15 protein-coding genes, 5 tRNA genes and 2 rRNA genes (1 of these 22 running past the window's edge) are annotated in these 17,526 nt (G+C 51.1%); 1 reads left to right on the top strand and 21 read right to left on the bottom strand.

The window, feature by feature from the left end:
- Positions 1–50 precede the first annotated feature (50 nt).
- The 19 genes from rplL to ACJJI7_RS09085 form a co-directional block, all read right to left on the bottom strand.
- The gene (gene rplL, locus ACJJI7_RS09175; RefSeq protein WP_444902280.1) at positions 51–419 is read right to left on the bottom strand and encodes a 50S ribosomal protein L7/L12; all 369 of its coding nucleotides are present in this window, start codon (positions 417–419) and stop codon (positions 51–53) included.
- A gap of 77 nt (positions 420–496) precedes the next feature.
- On the bottom strand, positions 497–991 hold the full coding sequence (rplJ, locus tag ACJJI7_RS09170) for a 50S ribosomal protein L10 (protein WP_020411124.1): 495 nt from the start codon (positions 989–991) through the stop codon (positions 497–499).
- Between the two features lie 280 nt (positions 992–1,271).
- On the bottom strand, positions 1,272–1,967 hold the full coding sequence (gene rplA, locus ACJJI7_RS09165; RefSeq protein WP_020411125.1) for a 50S ribosomal protein L1: 696 nt from the start codon (positions 1,965–1,967) through the stop codon (positions 1,272–1,274).
- Entirely contained in the window at positions 1,968–2,399 is a 432-nt protein-coding gene (rplK, locus tag ACJJI7_RS09160) for a 50S ribosomal protein L11 (RefSeq protein WP_020411126.1), read from the bottom strand.
- A 158-nt stretch (positions 2,400–2,557) separates the two neighbouring features.
- Positions 2,558–3,091, bottom strand: a complete 534-nt coding sequence (gene nusG, locus ACJJI7_RS09155; RefSeq protein ID WP_026304859.1) for a transcription termination/antitermination protein NusG — start codon at positions 3,089–3,091, stop codon at positions 2,558–2,560.
- Positions 3,092–3,101: 10 nt separating this feature from the next.
- Entirely contained in the window at positions 3,102–3,470 is a 369-nt protein-coding gene (gene secE, locus ACJJI7_RS09150) for a preprotein translocase subunit SecE (protein WP_020411128.1), read from the bottom strand.
- A gap of 117 nt (positions 3,471–3,587) precedes the next feature.
- Positions 3,588–3,663: transfer RNA gene (locus ACJJI7_RS09145), tRNA-Trp, on the bottom strand.
- Between the two features lie 101 nt (positions 3,664–3,764).
- On the bottom strand, positions 3,765–4,958 hold the full coding sequence (tuf, locus tag ACJJI7_RS09140; RefSeq protein WP_020411101.1) for an elongation factor Tu: 1,194 nt from the start codon (positions 4,956–4,958) through the stop codon (positions 3,765–3,767).
- Positions 4,959–5,087: 129 nt separating this feature from the next.
- A tRNA-Thr gene (locus tag ACJJI7_RS09135) sits at positions 5,088–5,162 on the bottom strand.
- 69 nt (positions 5,163–5,231) lie between these two features.
- Positions 5,232–5,305, bottom strand: a tRNA-Gly gene (locus ACJJI7_RS09130).
- A gap of 60 nt (positions 5,306–5,365) precedes the next feature.
- Positions 5,366–5,449, bottom strand: a tRNA-Tyr gene (locus tag ACJJI7_RS09125).
- 110 nt (positions 5,450–5,559) lie between these two features.
- Positions 5,560–5,635 (bottom strand) — tRNA-Thr (locus ACJJI7_RS09120).
- 194 nt (positions 5,636–5,829) lie between these two features.
- Positions 5,830–6,519 (bottom strand): SPOR domain-containing protein, encoded by a 690-nt coding sequence (locus ACJJI7_RS09115; RefSeq protein ID WP_020411100.1) that lies wholly within the window; start codon positions 6,517–6,519, stop codon positions 5,830–5,832.
- Between the two features lie 14 nt (positions 6,520–6,533).
- A complete protein-coding gene (locus tag ACJJI7_RS09110) occupies positions 6,534–7,283 on the bottom strand; it encodes a type III pantothenate kinase (protein ID WP_444902281.1) in 750 nt (249 codons plus the stop codon).
- Positions 7,280–8,281, bottom strand: a complete 1,002-nt coding sequence (gene birA, locus ACJJI7_RS09105; RefSeq protein WP_245556634.1) for a bifunctional biotin--[acetyl-CoA-carboxylase] ligase/biotin operon repressor BirA — start codon at positions 8,279–8,281, stop codon at positions 7,280–7,282. Before birA ends, ACJJI7_RS09110 begins: the two co-directional genes overlap by 4 nt.
- A 5-nt stretch (positions 8,282–8,286) precedes the next feature.
- The gene (gene alr, locus ACJJI7_RS09100; protein WP_282951746.1) at positions 8,287–9,399 is read right to left on the bottom strand and encodes an alanine racemase; all 1,113 of its coding nucleotides are present in this window, start codon (positions 9,397–9,399) and stop codon (positions 8,287–8,289) included.
- Positions 9,400–9,424: 25 nt separating this feature from the next.
- Positions 9,425–10,618, bottom strand: a complete 1,194-nt coding sequence (locus ACJJI7_RS09095; RefSeq protein WP_282951747.1) for an ABC transporter permease — start codon at positions 10,616–10,618, stop codon at positions 9,425–9,427.
- On the bottom strand, positions 10,615–11,367 hold the full coding sequence (locus tag ACJJI7_RS09090; protein ID WP_444902282.1) for an ABC transporter ATP-binding protein: 753 nt from the start codon (positions 11,365–11,367) through the stop codon (positions 10,615–10,617). The genes ACJJI7_RS09095 and ACJJI7_RS09090 overlap by 4 nt, the downstream gene beginning before the upstream one ends.
- Positions 11,364–12,785, bottom strand: coding sequence for an alpha/beta hydrolase (locus ACJJI7_RS09085; RefSeq protein WP_444902283.1), 1,422 nt, complete (start codon positions 12,783–12,785; stop codon positions 11,364–11,366). Before ACJJI7_RS09085 ends, ACJJI7_RS09090 begins: the two co-directional genes overlap by 4 nt.
- A 189-nt stretch (positions 12,786–12,974) precedes the next feature.
- On the opposite strand from ACJJI7_RS09085, the gene ACJJI7_RS09080 reads away from it, so the two are divergent.
- Positions 12,975–13,931, top strand: coding sequence for a hypothetical protein (locus tag ACJJI7_RS09080; protein ID WP_444902284.1), 957 nt, complete (start codon positions 12,975–12,977; stop codon positions 13,929–13,931).
- A 938-nt stretch (positions 13,932–14,869) separates the two neighbouring features.
- On the opposite strand, the gene rrf is transcribed toward ACJJI7_RS09080, so the two are convergent.
- Both rrf and ACJJI7_RS09070 read right to left on the bottom strand, forming a co-directional pair.
- A 5S ribosomal RNA gene (gene rrf, locus ACJJI7_RS09075) occupies positions 14,870–14,985 on the bottom strand.
- A 199-nt stretch (positions 14,986–15,184) separates the two neighbouring features.
- Positions 15,185–17,526, bottom strand: a 23S ribosomal RNA gene (locus ACJJI7_RS09070) (it continues 536 nt past the right edge of the window).

Raw genomic sequence — 17,526 nt, 5'->3', positions numbered from 1 at the left:
CCGCTACCTGCCGCTTTACGCGACTGCTAGCGGGAATCGCAACAACTGAATTACTTCAGTTCTACAGTTGCGCCAGCTTCTTCCAGCTCTTTCTTAGCGGCTTCAGCTTCGTCTTTGGTTGCGCCTTCTTTCAGCGGGCTCGGAGCGCCGTCAACCAATGCCTTGGCTTCTTTCAGGCCCAGGCCAGTGATGCCGCGAACAGCTTTAATCACGTTCACTTTCTTGTCGCCTGCAGAGGTCAGGATCACGTCGAAAGAGTCCTTCTCTTCAGCAGCAGCCTCGCCGCCAGCCGGACCGGCTACAACTGCTGCAGCAGCAGTTACACCGAACTTCTCTTCCATCGCTTCGATCAGCTCAACAACGTCCTTAACGGACATTTCAGCAACAGCGTTGATGATATCTTCTTTAGTCAGAGGCATGAGTCATTACCTGAATTGGTTTGAGCAGTAGCTGCTCGTATTTCGTTTTGAAGCTGCGATTCGCTCTTGCGAAAAAATTATGCAGCTTCCTGCTCTTTTTGGTCGCGAACGGCCGCAATAGTGCGAACCAGCTTGCCAGCAGATGCTTCTTTCAACACGCTCATCAGCTTGGCGATCGCCTCGTCGTATGTCGGCAGGCTTGCCAACAGTGCGACGTCGGTGATCGCGCCTTCGAAGGCAGCACCTTTCAGTTCCAGCTTGTCATTGCCCTTGGCGAACTGGCTCAGGATGCGCGCACCGGCACCCGGGTGTTCGTTGGAAAATGCAATGATGCTGGGACCTACGAATTTGTCGGTCAGACATTCGTAATCGGTTCCTGCCAGAGCGCGACGCGCCAGAGTATTGCGGACGACTTTTAACCAAACGCCGTTCTCGCGAGCCTCTTTGCGCAGGGCAGTCATGTCATTCACGGTTACGCCGCGGGAATCCGCAACTACCGCAGACAGAGCACCCTCAGCAGCTTGCTGGACATCTGCGACAATCGCTTTCTTGTCTTCGAGTCCAATAGCCATAGTGTCACTCCTGGATTTGAAAAAAATCGGACTTAACCGTCCGATCCGTTCCGGTGCATAAAGCTCAAATCCAGCAAAAAATACTGGTTTGGGCGACACCGTCTGCGTAGGCTCAAACCTCTTAGCGACCAACCTGGCCGAGGTTTGGATTAAGCCAGACACGTTAAACCTCAACGCACCGGGCACCTACGGTCTTTGACGGCCCACATTTCTGCCGAAGCATCAAGTGGACCCCAAAGTTCATTTCGGCATACAGCCCCAGAGGGCTGCACTGCCATAATTAGATGGTCAGAGAAGACTGGTCGATAACCAGGCCCGGGCCCATAGTGGTGCTCAAGGTGATCTTCTTCAGGTACACGCCCTTAGCGGAAGCCGGCTTGGCTTTCTTCAGGTCGGCAACCAGGGCTTCCAGGTTTTCTTTCAGTGCATTTGCATCGAAAGCTACCTTGCCGATACCGCCGTGGATGATGCCGCCTTTGTCAGCGCGGAAACGCACCTGACCAGCTTTGGCATTCTTAACAGCAGTGGCAACGTCTGGAGTTACAGTGCCAGTCTTCGGGTTCGGCATCAGGCCACGCGGGCCGAGGATTTGACCCAGCTGGCCAACTACGCGCATCGCATCCGGAGAAGCGATTACTACGTCGAAGTCCATCTTGCCGGCTTTAACATCGGCAGCCAGCTCATCCATACCGATCAGGTCAGCGCCCGCTTCCTTAGCGGCGTCAGCATTTGCACCCTGGGTGAAAACAGCTACGCGAACTTCTTTACCGGTACCGTGCGGCAGAGTGGTCGCACCACGAACAGCCTGGTCGGATTTACGCGGGTCGATGCCCAGGTTTACAGAGGCGTCTACAGTCTCTGCAAACTTAACGTTGGACAGCTCTTTCAGCAGGGCAACAGCTTCTTCAATGCCATAAGCCTTGCCAGCTTCCACTTTCTCAGCGATAGCGCGCTGACGCTTGCTCAATTTAGCCACTTAGAGACCCTCCACTTCGATACCGGCACTGCGTGCGGAACCGGCGATGGTGCGCACGGCCGCGTCCATATCGGATGCAGTCAGGTCGGCTTTCTTCATTTCCACGATCTCTTCCAGCTGAGCACGGGTAACCTTGCCCACCTTGTCGGTATTAGGACGACCGGAACCGCTCTTGATCTTGGCAGCCTTGCGCAGCAGTACCGCGGCAGGCGGAGATTTCATAATGAAGGTGAAGGAGCGATCACTGTAAACAGAGATCACAACCGGCACTGGCAGACCTGGCTCGAGGCTCTGGGTCTGGGCATTGAACGCCTTACAGAATTCCATGATGTTCACGCCGTGCTGACCCAGTGCAGGACCTACGGGTGGACTTGGATTGGCCTGACCGGCCTTAACTTGCAGCTTGATATAAGCTTCTACTTTCTTAGCCATTACAGCTCTCCTCTAGATGGGTGGTAACGCCCATTCCAACTAACCACTATGATCAAAGGAACCGGCTCCCCAAAACCCCAAAAATAAAACTTATTTTTCGGGGACGCGAAAACCCCCTTCCACCTCGCGGCGAAAGAGGGCAAAAAAATATACTGGAATCAGGTCTTTTCTACCTGGCTAAATTCCAGCTCAACCGGGGTGGAGCGTCCGAAAATCAACACTGCTACGCGCAAGCGGCTCTTCTCGTAGTTAACTTCTTCAACCACACCATTGAAATCATTAAACGGACCGTCGATAACCCGAACCATTTCGCCAGGCTCAAACAGTGTTTTGGGCTTCGGCTTATCGACAGAATCATCAATGCGATTCAGGATAGCCTGCGCCTCTCGATCGGTAATAGGCGCCGGCCTATCCGCCTTACCACCGATAAAACCGAGCACACGTGGAGTTTCTTTTACCAGGTGCCAGGTATCATCATTCAGTTCCATTTCCACCAGAACATAGCCGGGGAAGAACTTACGCTCACTTTTACGCTTCTGTCCTGCTCGCATCTCCACCACTTCTTCGGTGGGAACCAGCACTTCACCAAACAGGTGATCCATTTCGTGCAGCTCAATTCGCTCTTTTAGGGAGCTGGCAACACGCTTCTCATATCCCGAGTAAGCCTGGACCACATACCAATGCTTTGACATGTATCAACCTTTAGCCGATGAGTTTGGATGCCGCCCAACCTAATGCGGAGTCCAGCGCCCAGAGAATTAACGCCATAATCAATACAAAAACCACCACAATCACTGTGGTCTGGGTTGCCTCTTGGCGGGTCGGCCAAACCACGCGCCTGACCTCGGTTTGCGCCTCGCGCAACAGTTGCCAGAGAGCATTGCCTTTGGCGGTATTTACTGCCACAACCAGAGCGACCAAGCAGATGGCAGTAACTGCCAACACGCGGTAGATCAAGGGGAATTCGGCATAATAAGAGTTGCCCGCGACAGCACCGCCAACCAACAGCACTATCAGCAGCCACTTTAGGCCGTCAAGACGAAAGGTTTTCGCTTCTGCTTTAGCATTCATATATGAAGCCCTTAGCGCACTACAGATAAGCCCCTAGTGCTCAAAAACACAAAAGCCCCACTCATAAGCAGGGTTTCGCGACACCCCTAAGCTTATCCTAAGCGGAGTGATTGAAAATGGCAGGCCAGGAGGGACTCGAACCCCCAACAGCCGGTTTTGGAGACCGGTGCTCTACCAATTGAACTACTGGCCTGTACATCACGAGTGCTTTAACACTCGAAGATGGAGAGGACTATAGCCTGCCCTCTCATCTGGTGCACCGCCAAGGAACCTCGGCGGCACGAAGATCAAAGATTACTCGATGATCTTAGCAACAACGCCCGCACCTACGGTACGACCACCTTCGCGAATAGCGAAGCGCAGGCCGTCTTCCATGGCGATCGGAGCGATCAGGGTAACAACCATTTGAATGTTGTCGCCCGGCATTACCATTTCAGTACCTTCCGGCAGCTCTACCGCACCAGTTACGTCGGTAGTACGGAAGTAAAACTGAGGACGGTAGCCTTTAAAGAACGGGGTGTGACGACCACCTTCGTCCTTGGACAGTACGTACACTTCTGCTTCGAACTTGGTGTGCGGAGTGATAGAACCAGGCTTAGCCAGTACCTGACCACGCTCCACTTCGTCACGCTTGGTGCCGCGCAGCAGCGCGCCGATGTTCTCACCTGCACGACCTTCGTCGAGCAGCTTGCGGAACATCTCAACACCAGTACAGGTGGTAGTGGTGGTCTCTTTGATACCAACGATTTCGATCTCGTCGCCAGTGTGGATTACACCGCGCTCTACACGACCGGTTACCACGGTACCACGGCCGGAGATGGAGAATACGTCTTCGATCGGCATCAGGAACGGCAGGTCTACAGCGCGCTCCGGCTCAGGAATGTACTCGTCCAGGGTCTCAACCAGCTTCTTAACAGCGGTGGTACCCATTTCGTTGTCGTCTTCGCCGTTCAGGGCCATCAGAGCAGAACCAACGATGATCGGAGTGTCGTCACCCGGGAACTCGTACTGGTCCAGAAGTTCGCGAACTTCCATCTCTACCAGCTCGAGCAGCTCTTCGTCGTCTACCATGTCCGCTTTGTTCAGGAACACAACGATGTAAGGTACACCTACCTGACGGGAAAGCAGGATGTGCTCACGAGTCTGCGGCATGGGGCCGTCAGCTGCGGAACATACCAGGATAGCGCCGTCCATCTGAGCAGCACCGGTGATCATGTTCTTAACGTAGTCGGCGTGTCCCGGGCAGTCTACGTGCGCGTAGTGGCGAGTCGGGGACTCGTACTCAACGTGAGAGGTAGCGATGGTGATACCGCGCTCACGCTCTTCCGGTGCATTGTCGATACCGTCGAAAGCTACAGCGTCACCGCCCCATACTTCCGCACATACGCGGGTCAGAGCAGCGGTCAGGGTGGTTTTACCGTGGTCAACGTGACCGATGGTGCCCACGTTCACGTGGGGCTTGGAACGTTCAAACTTTTCTTTTGCCATTGCAGCCTCCTAATATAGGTGAACCGTTAACGATCCCACCCATGTCCAGAACATGCGCATCCGACCCGGAAAACCCCGACCCCGGACACAAACAACCGCAAGAGCTCTCACCCTCGCGGCTATTAAAAATGGAGCTCATGGGCGGATTTGAACCGCCGACCTCACCCTTACCAAGGGTGTGCTCTACCCCTGAGCTACATGAGCAAATATCTCGCCAAACCAGGCGACCACAAGGCTTGCCAATCCGGAGGATATTCCAGCTGAACCCATAACTGGAGCGGGCAGCGGGAATCGAACCCGCATCATCAGCTTGGAAGGCTGAGGTTCTACCATTGAACTATGCCCGCTTGCGGGAGCCTCCAAACGAAACAATCCGTTTCGCTGGCAACACCTTACGGTGTAAAAAATGGTGCAGGGGGGTGGATTCGAACCACCGAAGCTTTCGCGTCAGATTTACAGTCTGATCCCTTTGGCCACTCGGGAACCCCTGCCTCAATGCGGGGTGCATTCTCTACACCTTCCGCTGCACTGTCAACATTTTTTTCTTTAAATTTCACAGACTTACCTGCGAAATTTAATGTTGAACAATGCTGGGATAAAATGGAGCTGGCGAGAGGAGTCGAACCCCCGACCGGCTGATTACAAGTCAGCTGCTCTACCAACTGAGCTACGCCAGCACTATCCCATTCATTGGCGAAGTTGATTGGTCAGCCTCGTCAATGGAGGCGGGATTCTAGGGGAAGTTATCCTGACAAGCAACACCCTTTTTACAGATAAATCGGAATTTTTTGTGTCGCCATTTGCCTCATAGAGAAAAATTCAGCCGCTAAATATCAAGCCGTGAGGATTAAGACCTATAGTCGAGAGCCTTTCAGCTCGCCACTTCTGAACAAAGATTTCTGCGCCGATCCAGCTTGGGGTGCTCTTCCTGCAGATGTTGCCAGAATTCTCCAGCCAAACGTTCAGCCTGCCCAGGCGCCAATATAATCCAACGCTCCATATGAGTCTGAGGCTCTTCACGGAACTGCGCCCCAATTCCCTTTTCCGCCAGTTCTTCAGCAAGACCTTCTGCGCGTTCGCGTTCACTGAAAATACCAAATGATATACCGTCGGCAAGAGCACCCTTGGGGATTACATAGCTATCGATACCCTGGGCCTGCAGTTCACGCAAACGGTTGAATGCCTCTCTACGAGAGTTCAGCGGCGGTAAAAAAACCCAGTAACGCATCTGCCCTTGCATTTGAATTTCGCGAAGACTGGCAGAAACCTGGAGGGCGGAGAGACGCTCCACTATATCCTTCCCCAGATATTCTTCGGGAAAAGGCCCGATCAAGGTACACAATTGCTCTCCAGAGACCTCAGTGGCTAACGGGGCCGTCTCCTCTTCCACTGGGGGCAGCTGTTCTGGCGATATTTCACTAACCAAGACAATTTCCTGGATTTCAGTGCCCCGACCTGGGCTGACAACACTGACGGTGCCATCATTAGCTGGGGATGCCGCCATAAACCAGGCAAACACCCCCAGATTAAGTATCAGTAAGAAGAGAGCGATCCAACGCATAACAGTCTTTATATTTAGGGATTACTCAACGCCAAGCCATCCAGTACCAACTCCGGCACCAAGTGATGCTCACTTTGATAGAGAGAGGACAGTAGCACCCCATCTCCACCGGTAAGCCACAGTAACGGCTCCCCACCAGTATAATTTCGCAGTTGATCAAGTGCCCGATCGATTGCCCCAAGCACCATTAGAAATAGTCCGCGATTAATGGCCTCATCGGTATTGCGCCCAGCACTTAACGATGTCGTCAATGTAAACGCCTGCGCACTCTTGGCCGCATGAGTATCCAGCCGCAGAGAGCGCTGCATTAAACCTATACCGGGTACGATATACCCACCAAGGTGACCTCCGTTATTGTCTATCAAATCTAGGGTAACCGCGCTGCCACAGTCCACAATTAGTGCTGCACTCTGGTCCCGGCCATATGCGGCAAGCATCGCCAGCCATCGATCAGTACCTAATACCTGGTGGTTGTCATAGCCACAGGTAACTCCGGCACATTCTTCGAGTACCTGTGAGAACTCCACATCCAGAGAAAACAAGGATCTTACATGCTCTGACAACGACTCAGCGACTACGGGGCCCGCAACATTTACCACGCGAACCCGCTTGGGCTGCAACTCCAGGCCCAGCTTATCCCAGCCGTCCGGCATACGACCTTCACGCAAGTCGGAGGTACCAAAATGCCCGCGCATATCTACCTGCCCTTCGTTTAACAGGCGCCATTTGCCACGGGTATTACCAATATCCAGTTCCAGAATCAAACCTGCCCCCGCAAAGAGATTTCCCCTCCATGAAAGTGTTTCAGCTCTCCATCCATATCTAAAATTAAGGCACCTTTGTCATCTACCCCGGCGGCGATACCGGCCCAAACCTGAGAACCGGCCTGCAGTGTGACCGGCTGACCGGCAAATTGATCCAGCTTGGTCCAGGCATCCCGGTAAGCACTAAATCCTCTTTGTGGATATTCGTGCAATAACGGTAACAGCTCATCCAATATCGCAGCCACTAAATGGTTACGCGGTATCCCCGGGCAAATCTGCTGCAAATCCGCCCAAGGCTGATCAATTTCAGTGGCGGTTTCAATGCGCAGGCCACTATTCAGCCCTATGCCGATAACCACAGCACAGCGATCGGTCAGATCCCCCTTGAGCTCAAGCAAAACCCCTGCAAGCTTCCGGCCACGGCACCAGATATCATTGGGCCATTTCAAGCGGATATCCGGTACCGAAAAACGTTCTAATGCCCGCGCCAACGCCACCCCTACCGCGAGGCTCAGTCCCTCCAGGCTTTGCACTCCGCCGCTGAACTCCCAGCCGACAGACAAACTCACCCCAACCCCATAAGGGCTGATCCAGCCTCGACCGCGACGCCCTCGACCAGCACTCTGTCTTTCTGCAAGCATGGCAATAGCATGCCCACTACCCTGCTCCATGCGAGTTAAGAGCTGCGTATTCGTCGAGCCCACCTCGTCAAATAAAATCAGCTCGCGTAAAAGAGCATTGGAATTATCCCCAAGCCCCTCGTAAATCTTGTCCGAAGAGAGCAACTCCAACCCTCCAGGCAAACGGTAACCCCTCCCTTTAACCGATTCGAGCGCCAATCCGTAATGCTCAAGTTTCTTTAATTGCTTCCACACTGCAGCGCGGCTTACTCCAAGGGCTGCACCGAGAGATTCCCCAGAATGCAGATTACCATCAGCCAGTAATTCCAATACCGGGCGTAACTGTTCCAGTGAGCTTTTTGCGATAGTGTCTTGCAAGGCGATCAACTTTTTATATAGCGACGAAAATAACGATGTCCGAGGCTGGTCAACACCTCATAACCAATAGTGCCAGCGTATTCTGCCACCTCATCCACCGTTAGCTCTTTATTGAGAACATCTATGGACTGCAGAGATTCCCGGTCTTGGTCGGATAACGCAGAGATATCGAAAGTCGTGGAATCCATAGATATACGACCGATTATCGGTAGATGGCGACCGCAGGCCCAGCCGCGACCCCGGCCACCCTGAGCCCGGATTATACCGTCTGCATAGCCACCCCGAGCCACTGCCAGCCAGCTTCCTGCTGCAGCCTGTTGGGTCGCTCCATAACCAACAGACTGTTCGCGACTGACAAAACGCTTTTGCACTATCGGTAGACTGAGTGCTACTGTGGGCCTCATTGGATTGGGAGTACCGGGAACCGGGTTAATCCCGTAGAGAGCAGATCCGGGGCGGGCAATATCAAAGTGATAATCCTCACCGAGGAAAATGCCTGAGGAATTAGCGAGGCTCAGCTGCACCTCGGGACACAGTGAACGCAGCCTCTCACCAGCTTCTTTAAAACTGCGCAATTGAAAGCTATTTTGTGGATGGAGCGGCTCATCCGCACAAGCCAGATGGCTGAGAAGGATGCGTATATCCGCGGAGTCAAGTAATTGCCGGTCCCCCAGTAGTAGTTCAAACTCCTCCTCGCTGAGACCCAGGCGCGTCATACCCGAATCTACTTTTACCGCACAGGGAGCCACTAATTCCGCGCGAGCACATATTTCGACCCAATTGCGCAATTGCTCCAGGGTAAACAGTGTTGGCATCAACCCTGCGTGGGCACACTCTAATTCTGCCCCATTTCGCACCCCGGTTAGAATAACGATGCGGACCTCGTCCCCCAGCTCTCTACGAAGACGCTCCCCTTCCGCTTGGGTTGCAACAAAGAAGTCCCGGCAGCCTTGCCGGTAGAGGGTCGGCGCTACCTGGGTCATACCTAGGCCATAGGCATCCGCCTTGACCACAGCGCCACAGCGGGCGCCACCAGCCAACTTCTCGGTCAGATCTAGATAGTTATCAGCAATTGACTGCAAATTAATACTCAGCAGCCCCTCGCGGAAGTCATTCATGCCAATACAACTCTCAATTCATCAGCTAGGTAGCCCCAAGCAGGCTCTCACGACTCAAAGCACGTGCACCTACTAATATACACAGCCCAACCAAAGATAGGGTGACCAAGGAGCCAGCAAGAGCCAAGGGTACAGGTATCGCCTCACCTGCCATTAACAGGCTGAGCCATTGTTGCTGCCCGATTAAGGGGGTCAGTTGCCAAGCGGGTGAGTCCAATTTAATGTCAGATAGATTTACTATCATCAGCAATGCGACAGGTAATCCCTGCAAAATGCTCAGCTGGATTTGTGCATCTTTAAAGGACTGGGAGCGCAGGGCTAAAAGAATCTGGAGAACAGCAACCAGCAATGCCAGTGGCAATAACAAAAAACTCATAGCCACCAACTCGGTTATTCCTGCAGAAAACTGCACTCCAATTTCTGCCAGTGGTAAAAGAGTAAATGATAGCGTTAAAACTGCGAGCGAAAGAAGTGACCCAAACCAACCGATACTGGTTACGGCGAGCACTTTCGCCACAATAATCTGCCAACCATTCAAGGGTTGCTGCAATAAGGTTTCGATACTCATGCGCTCCCGCTCTCCCGCAGAGGTGTCGATAGATGGAGCTGCGCTGCATACCATCAACGCCATAATCAATAGCACTGGCACCATAATTCCTAAAATAGCTAACCCCCGGCTGGACGGAGTGCTAACGTCCCTTATTTGTAACTGCCAGGGAGTAAGAACCTGAGGCGCAATACCACGTGCTGATAAACGCTGCTGCATAATTGTTTTCTGTAGGGTACCCAGGCGCTCCTGTATAAGCTGAATACCCCGCCCACCAGATTTACTTGAACCATCAACATACAAATAGACTTTGGGAGACAGGAGATTGCGATAGTCTGTCTCAAATTCTTTGCCTATTTGTAGGACAGCATCATATTTATCCTCAAGAAGTTCACGTGGAATCCCCTCCCTCAACTGATCAATCCGGAAACCAGTTCCATGTAATTGATTCTCTAATAAAGGGGCATAGTCACTACCTACAATGGCAATATTTAAATTGGTTTCGGACACTACCTTAAAAGATAGGGCACCACTTCCAATCATTATTGCTGGAAATAAAAGGGTAAAACCCAATGCAATCATTAAAGCCCGCCGATCACGCCAAACTTCAAGAAGCTCCTTTAGAACCAGTGCTTGGAATTGCTGTGATAAAACATTATCGACAATACTCATGCTACCTCTCCCTGCTGACTCTTCCCTGCCCTTTGACCATAAGCAAGCTTCACGAAACTATCCTCAAGGTTGTTACTACCTGAACGTGTATTGAGTTCGCCTGGGGTTCCACTATCGACAATAGTGCCATTTGCCATGATCAAAACAGTATCGGATAGCTCTACAACCTCAGCCATAATATGGCTCGAAAATAAAATTGCTGTTCCCTCTGACCTCAAGTTTAAAAGAGTTCTACGCAGTAACCTGGCAGCAAGCACATCTAAACCACGGGTGGGCTCATCCAAAATCAGATGGGAGGGCCGATGTACTAGCGCCCGAGCGAGAGACACCTTCATTCTCTCCCCTTGAGAAAACCCTTTTGTTCGGCGATTCCAAAGGCTGGATAGCTCTAACTCTTCTCGCACAGATTGCAATGCAAATTCTAATTTATCTCCAGCCAACCCTTGGGCACTGGCGAAAAAGGACAAATACTCCGCTACGGTAAGACGTTCATAAAGTCCTTCCCGGTCTCCAACCACGCCTAACTGCCGACGTATTTCCTTCGGATACTTTGAAACCTCGAGGCCACCAACATAAGCATGCCCACTATCTGCTTTTAGTAAACCGGTAATAATGCGAAGACATGTCGTTTTGCCCGCACCATTGGCACCCAGTAAGGCTGTTATCTGCCCATCAGCAATAGAAAAGTTCAGGTTCTTCAGTACAGGGGTTCCCGAAAACTGCTTACTAACCGAATTAACTCTAATCACTGCCGCTCCCCCCCCTGTTCCATTCCTTTTGAATCAGAACCGCCTCTCCGATCCAACTCTGGCCCATAAGCTCCAATCATGAACGGCGGTCTGTGAATATCCTTCACACAAGCTTGATCCAGCTTCACTTCAGGTGAAGTAAGAAATTTATCAATCAAATCAGGAATACAACCTCGAATGGAATTAATATGCCCTCCCCCCATTACTATCAGGTGCTGCTTATTGGAGAGATAATCAAGATCCTTTTGTGCATAGATTGGCGGCGTGATCGGATCCGCTTCACCCGATATTAACAATACTGGATGGTGACGGGGTTCAGGTTTGCTATAAGGCCTTTTAGGCACAGGCCATACATCACAACCACGAGAAAAAAACTCAAGAAAAGCCCTGCCAATAAAAGCACCAGCAATATCCGCAGCAACTTCTTCCTCGCTGATTCGATGTAACTCCTCTGAGCAGGCAACAGAGAAAGTCAGGCCCAGGGACATTCCCGTTGTTGTATCTGAAAAAAATCCCGCTATACCGGCCAATGGCAAGTAATTACCTGAGCCTGCTTCAGTGATTGCAAATGGCAGTTGCGCCGACGCTTCGGGAGAGTACAAAGCCGCCCGGATCATGCTTTGCAAGGCCCAAAGTGACATGGGTTGCTCGGATACTCTCCCCGTAACTGGGTCCGGAAATTTTTTCGCAGCGGAGTCATCCCAGTTAATCAGCAATTGTTCCAATACTCCCTGCCAATCACCAAACCGGGAGCAGGCTAAATCGGATTGACAGTCTCTCACTAAAGTTTGCAAGGCATGCTCAGCAGCCGAAGCCCCTAAAAACACCTTTGTATCTATAGGTGCTACCGCATCTAGTACCAAGGCAGTTAAACTGTCCGGATACCACTGCTGATAAAGTAAAGCTGTCCGTGTTCCCCAGGAACCACCCCACAGGGAAATCTTCTCGTGGCCGAAATGTTTCCGCACCAGTTCAAGGTCTTCAATGGTCTGGCGGCTACTGAGTGAATTGGCAAATGTTGTTTGTTGCAGGTAGCAATCTGCCAGTGATTTTGAGATCACCTCCAATTCGTTTGGCGTATTGCGATCAATACCGCAGCTAAATGGGCGGGATAATCCTGCACCGCGGCGATCCACCAATACGATTGCACGCGTTTGGTTTATTTTACGAAACTTGTTCAGCAGGATTGCAAGATCACTCGCCGCCTGTCCAGGCCCCCCCGCGAGTAGATAGAGAGGCTCTTCTCCGCTTTCATCCAGCGCGGGAGAAACCATTACGGCCAGTTTAACTTGTGTGTCCCCTTTCCCAACTGTAATCCGAGAACACTGCAATGAGTATTGCCATCCATCAAGATAGCAATCGTCAGCCCCACCATCTCCTTCGGCTGCCATAGCACCATGGGCGATAAAAAACCCCATTACTAAACAACCGAAATATAACCTCCGCATCCATACCACGACAGCTTCTCCTAATCTATTTGTCGAGTACCCCAGTGTATCTAAGCTCAAGTAAACCTGTCCTTTACCATCCCATGTCAATGAATTGCATTAGCACCCTCCTCCCCACAGTGGTAAGGTTTCCGTTTTAGTTTGCCCATGACTGCACCCATGAGCTTTTCAGACCGTGAAAAACACCTAATCCGAGCCGCCTTTGCCTGGGGCCAGATCACCCAACAGGAAGGTTATACTCTCTCTGACCTGGAAATTGAGAAGTCGGTACTTTTTCGTCGCCTACTCGGTGGTCGACCACCACTCGCATTCCCTCCGCCCTTGCGCCATGGATTCCCCTGGTACGATGTAATCGAAGGGCGCGCTGAACATATTGTCAGCGCTTCAGAGGCGTCACCGGAATGCAGCATCATCGCTCCAGGCTGTAAAATTGGCGATACCTGCATTTTGATTGATGGCGCCTTCTGGCGGGTTGTAGAAACTATCCGCGAGCGGGAAGAATATATCGTCGAGTGGGGTCAATACCCTATGCAGTGGCGTTTAAGAAAACACTGGGAAGTCAATTATGAGATGACCCAGCAGCTACACAGCTTCCGTCGGGATAACCCCAACGAGGAAGTTAGTTTTGACAGCTATCTTGGGCAGCGAGAGTATCGTGAGTTTCGCATCGATGATGATCAGACAGTCTGGCTGTGTGAATGGCAGTTAAGTCGTATAAGTCTCTCTGGTTGGGTTTGGGTTGGCACATTACGCCCTCCAATAGTTAACAACTTAACCTCGATCTATGAAGACCCACTTGGGCCTATGGTCCTCGGTGAAGAGGGTGTGGATAAAGGCACGGCATGGCTTCGTATTGAAGAAGCTGACAAGGAGTCCCGTTTCGTTCAGCTGCAGGGAGAGCATGAGTATCACTTCTTATCTTCAGCTAATGCGATCGCACTAAAGGGCCTATTACACCATCTCCAAGAAGAAACAGAAACAATTACTATCCTGGACTGGGCCCAGGGTAAGCCACTACGTAGCTTTTCTCTTCCCGCACAGCTGGTTCCTCTTGATGAGCTGAGCCTAAAAGAAATGAATTACGATCTGGTCCCAGAAAATGCCTATGAACCATAGCAAACTATTTTCTGCATACTTCAGCACAACCTAAATAAAAAAGCCCCACTCAGAGGGGCTTTTTTATTTCCCTCTTATTCCACCCAACCCAAACTTTCGATCACAAAGACTTCCGTGCCACCTTTAATAAAACTGACACCTCTGTCTAAACAGGTAGTTGTTTATAACTGATGACAAGCGGATGAAGAGACGGTTACTAACAGAATCCATGGATAGACCTGTGCATAACTCCGGGATATCCACTTTCAGGCCTCTGTTTCCATAGGGGGCCTTTTAATGGATAAAAAAACACCACTGATTCTAGGGTGATTTCCACAGGTCGGCCGTTATTAACAGAATGGCTGGATAGACTTGTGTATAACTGTGGTATATCCGCTGCCAGCCTTACAGTTGTGTGACATTGCGCGAGCGCACAAAAAATCACCGGCTTTTTCGTTGGTATTTTTGTGTCACTTTTATCCCTGTCAGGCCCTTTTTTACAGCGGAGATAATTTCTTTATTGGGAAGATTTTTTCCGGGAAGACTACTAGTAGTACTGCGGTAAATTATTTGGGAATGCCCTTCCAGGGAAGATTGCAGTAAAAAATAGCTGGGCGCTCAATTTTTTTCAGGAGAGAAAGTCGCGAGGAGAACTCTTTATTTACAGTCGCGTAAACGTGTTCGACTTTTTATCGGGGTTTTTCCTGTTTAAATTTTTCAACTGGATTTTGAGGGCAAAAACCTGACTGGGTTATTCATTACTTCTCAGGATTTCTTTGTTTTTATTTTTAGCTTTTCTTTTTTAATTTTTCTTCGTTTCATCTTTGCCTTTTTTTATTTTTAACTTCTTTTTATTTTTAACTTCCAAGTTTTTGCTTTTCTTCTTTACGGCTCTTCACGGATATTTTTTTCACACATAAAAAAAGGGCCACCCATTGGGTGGCCCTTTCGGATTAGAAGCCTGACGATGACCTACTCTCACATGGGGAAGCCCCACACTACCATCGGCGATGTTGCGTTTCACTTCTGAGTTCGGCAAGGGATCAGGTGGTTCCACAACTCTATTGTCGTCAGGCAAACTGGCTTGGGTTGGCGCTGGTCTTATAAGCAATGTGCTTGGCCTGCCGCGTTATCGCTGTTTGCCTCGGTCTGTCGACCGGCGATAACCCCAAATAAGTCGGTAAAACAATCTGTAGTAATACACCGCAAGCGATTGTATGTCTCTAACTCACAATCCGCTAGCTTAGCTAGTCGTTAGTAACCATCTCTGTTGTATGGTCAAGCCGCACGGGCAATTAGTACTGGTTAGCTCAACGCCTCACAACGCTTCCACACCCAGCCTATCAACGTGGTAGTCTTCCACGGCCCTTTAGGGGAATCAAGTTCCCAGGGAGATCTTATCTTGAAGGAGGCTTCCCGCTTAGATGCTTTCAGCGGTTATCCCGTCCGAACATAGCTACCCGGCAATGCCACTGGCGTGACAACCGGAACACCAGAGGTTCGTTCACTCCGGTCCTCTCGTACTAGGAGCAACTCTTCTCAAATCTCCAACGCCCACGGCAGATAGGGACCGAACTGTCTCACGACGTTCTAAACCCAGCTCGCGTACCACTTTAAATGGCGAACAGCCATACCCTTGGGACCGGCTTCAGCCCCAGGATGTGATGAGCCGACATCGAGGTGCCAAACACCGCCGTCGATGTGAACTCTTGGGCGGTATCAGCCTGTTATCCCCGGAGTACCTTTTATCCGTTGAGCGACGACCCTTCCATACAGAATCGCCGGATCACTATGACCTACTTTCGTACCTGCTCGACATGTCTGTCTCGCAGTCAAGCGCACTTATACCATTATGCTCATTGCATGATTTCCGACCATGCTGAGTGCACCTTCGTACTCCTCCGTTACTCTTTGGGAGGAGACCGCCCCAGTCAAACTACCCACCATACACTGTCCTCGATCCGGATAACGGACCAGAGTTAGAACCTCAAACATACCAGGGTGGTATTTCAAGGACGGCTCCACAACAACTAGCGTCGCTGCTTCAAAGCCTCCCACCTATCCTACACAAATAGGCTCAAAGTTCAGTGCAAAGCTGTAGTAAAGGTTCACGGGGTCTTTCCGTCTAGCCGCGGGTACACTGCATCTTAACAGCGATTTCAATTTCACTGAGTCTCTGGTGGAGACAGCGTGGCCATCGTTACGCCATTCGTGCAGGTCGGAACTTACCCGACAAGGAATTTCGCTACCTTAGGACCGTTATAGTTACGGCCGCCGTTTACCGGGGCTTCGATCAAGAGCTTCGCCGAAGCTAACCCCATCAATTAACCTTCCGGCACCGGGCAGGCGTCACACCCTATACGTCCACTTACGTGTTTGCAGAGTGCTATGTTTTTAATAAACAGTCGCAGCCACCTGGTCACTTCGACCGGCCTCAGCTTAGGGAGCAAGTCCCATCACCAAAACCGGCGTACCTTCTCCCGAAGTTACGGTACCATTTTGCCTAGTTCCTTCACCAGAGTTCTCTCAAGCGCCTTGGTATTCTCTACCTGACCACCTGTGTCGGTTTAGAGTACGGTTCACTATTGCCTGAAGCTTAGAAGTTTTTCCTGGAAGCAGGGCATCAACCACTTCGTCTCTAAAAGAGACTCGTCATCAGTTCTCAGCCTTAGGGACCCGGATTTGCCTAAGTCCCCAGCCTACAACCTTAAACATGGACAACCAATCGCCATGCTGGCCTAGCCTTCTCCGTCACTCCATCGCAGCAATAGCGAGTACAGGAATATTAACCTGTTTTCCATCGACTACGGCTTTCGCCCTCGCCTTAGGGGCCGACTAACCCTGTCCCGATTAGCGTTGGACAGGAACCCTTGGTCTTCCGGCGGGGAGGTTTTTCACCTCCCTTATCGTTACTCATGTCAGCATTCGCACTTGTGATACCTCCAGCAGACCTCCCGATCCACCTTCAACGGCTTACACAACGCTCCTCTACCATGCCCGAAGGCATCCGCAGCTTCGGTTACCAATTTAGCCCCGGTATATCTTCCGCGCAGGCCGACTCGACTAGTGAGCTATTACGCTTTCTTTAAAGGATGGCTGCTTCTAAGCCAACCTCCTAGCTGTCTGGGCCTTCCCACATCGTTTCCCACTTAATTGGTATTTGGGACCTTAGCTGGCGGTCTGGGTTGTTTCCCTTTCCACGACGGACGTTAGCACCCGCCGTGTGTCTCCCGCGATTGCACTCCTCGGTATTCGGAGTTTGCATGGGGTTGGTAAGTCGGGATGACCCCCTAGCCCAAACAGTGCTCTACCCCCGAGGGTGAGACGCGAGGCGCTACCTAAATAGCTTTCGAGGAGAACCAGCTATCTCCCGGCTTGATTAGCCTTTCACTCCGATCCACAGGTCATCCCCTAATTTTTCAACATTAGTGGGTTCGGTCCTCCAGTTGATGTTACTCAACCTTCAACCTGCCCATGGATAGATCGCCGGGTTTCGGGTCTATTGCCTGCAACTAAACGCCCTATTAAGACTCGATTTCTCTACGGCTCCCCTAAGCGGTTAACCTTGCTACAGACAATAAGTCGCTGACCCATTATACAAAAGGTACGCAGTCAC

Source organism: Microbulbifer variabilis (assembly GCF_056232115.1).
This window is presented reverse-complemented; position numbering and strand designations above follow the sequence as displayed.

Coding starts and splice junctions, on each gene's coding strand:
- rplL (WP_444902280.1), bottom strand. CDS start 419: ATGCCTCTGACTAAAGAAGATATCATCAACGCTGTTGCTGAAATGTCC.
- rplJ (WP_020411124.1), bottom strand. CDS start 991: ATGGCTATTGGACTCGAAGACAAGAAAGCGATTGTCGCAGATGTCCAG.
- rplK (WP_020411126.1), bottom strand. CDS start 2,399: ATGGCTAAGAAAGTAGAAGCTTATATCAAGCTGCAAGTTAAGGCCGGT.
- nusG (WP_026304859.1), bottom strand. CDS start 3,091: ATGTCAAAGCATTGGTATGTGGTCCAGGCTTACTCGGGATATGAGAAG.
- secE (WP_020411128.1), bottom strand. CDS start 3,470: ATGAATGCTAAAGCAGAAGCGAAAACCTTTCGTCTTGACGGCCTAAAG.
- tuf (WP_020411101.1), bottom strand. CDS start 4,958: ATGGCAAAAGAAAAGTTTGAACGTTCCAAGCCCCACGTGAACGTGGGC.
- ACJJI7_RS09115 (WP_020411100.1), bottom strand. CDS start 6,519: ATGCGTTGGATCGCTCTCTTCTTACTGATACTTAATCTGGGGGTGTTT.
- alr (WP_282951746.1), bottom strand. CDS start 9,399: ATGAATGACTTCCGCGAGGGGCTGCTGAGTATTAATTTGCAGTCAATT.
- ACJJI7_RS09095 (WP_282951747.1), bottom strand. CDS start 10,618: ATGAGTATTGTCGATAATGTTTTATCACAGCAATTCCAAGCACTGGTT.
- ACJJI7_RS09085 (WP_444902283.1), bottom strand. CDS start 12,785: ATGGGGTTTTTTATCGCCCATGGTGCTATGGCAGCCGAAGGAGATGGT.
- ACJJI7_RS09080 (WP_444902284.1), top strand. CDS start 12,975: ATGAGCTTTTCAGACCGTGAAAAACACCTAATCCGAGCCGCCTTTGCC.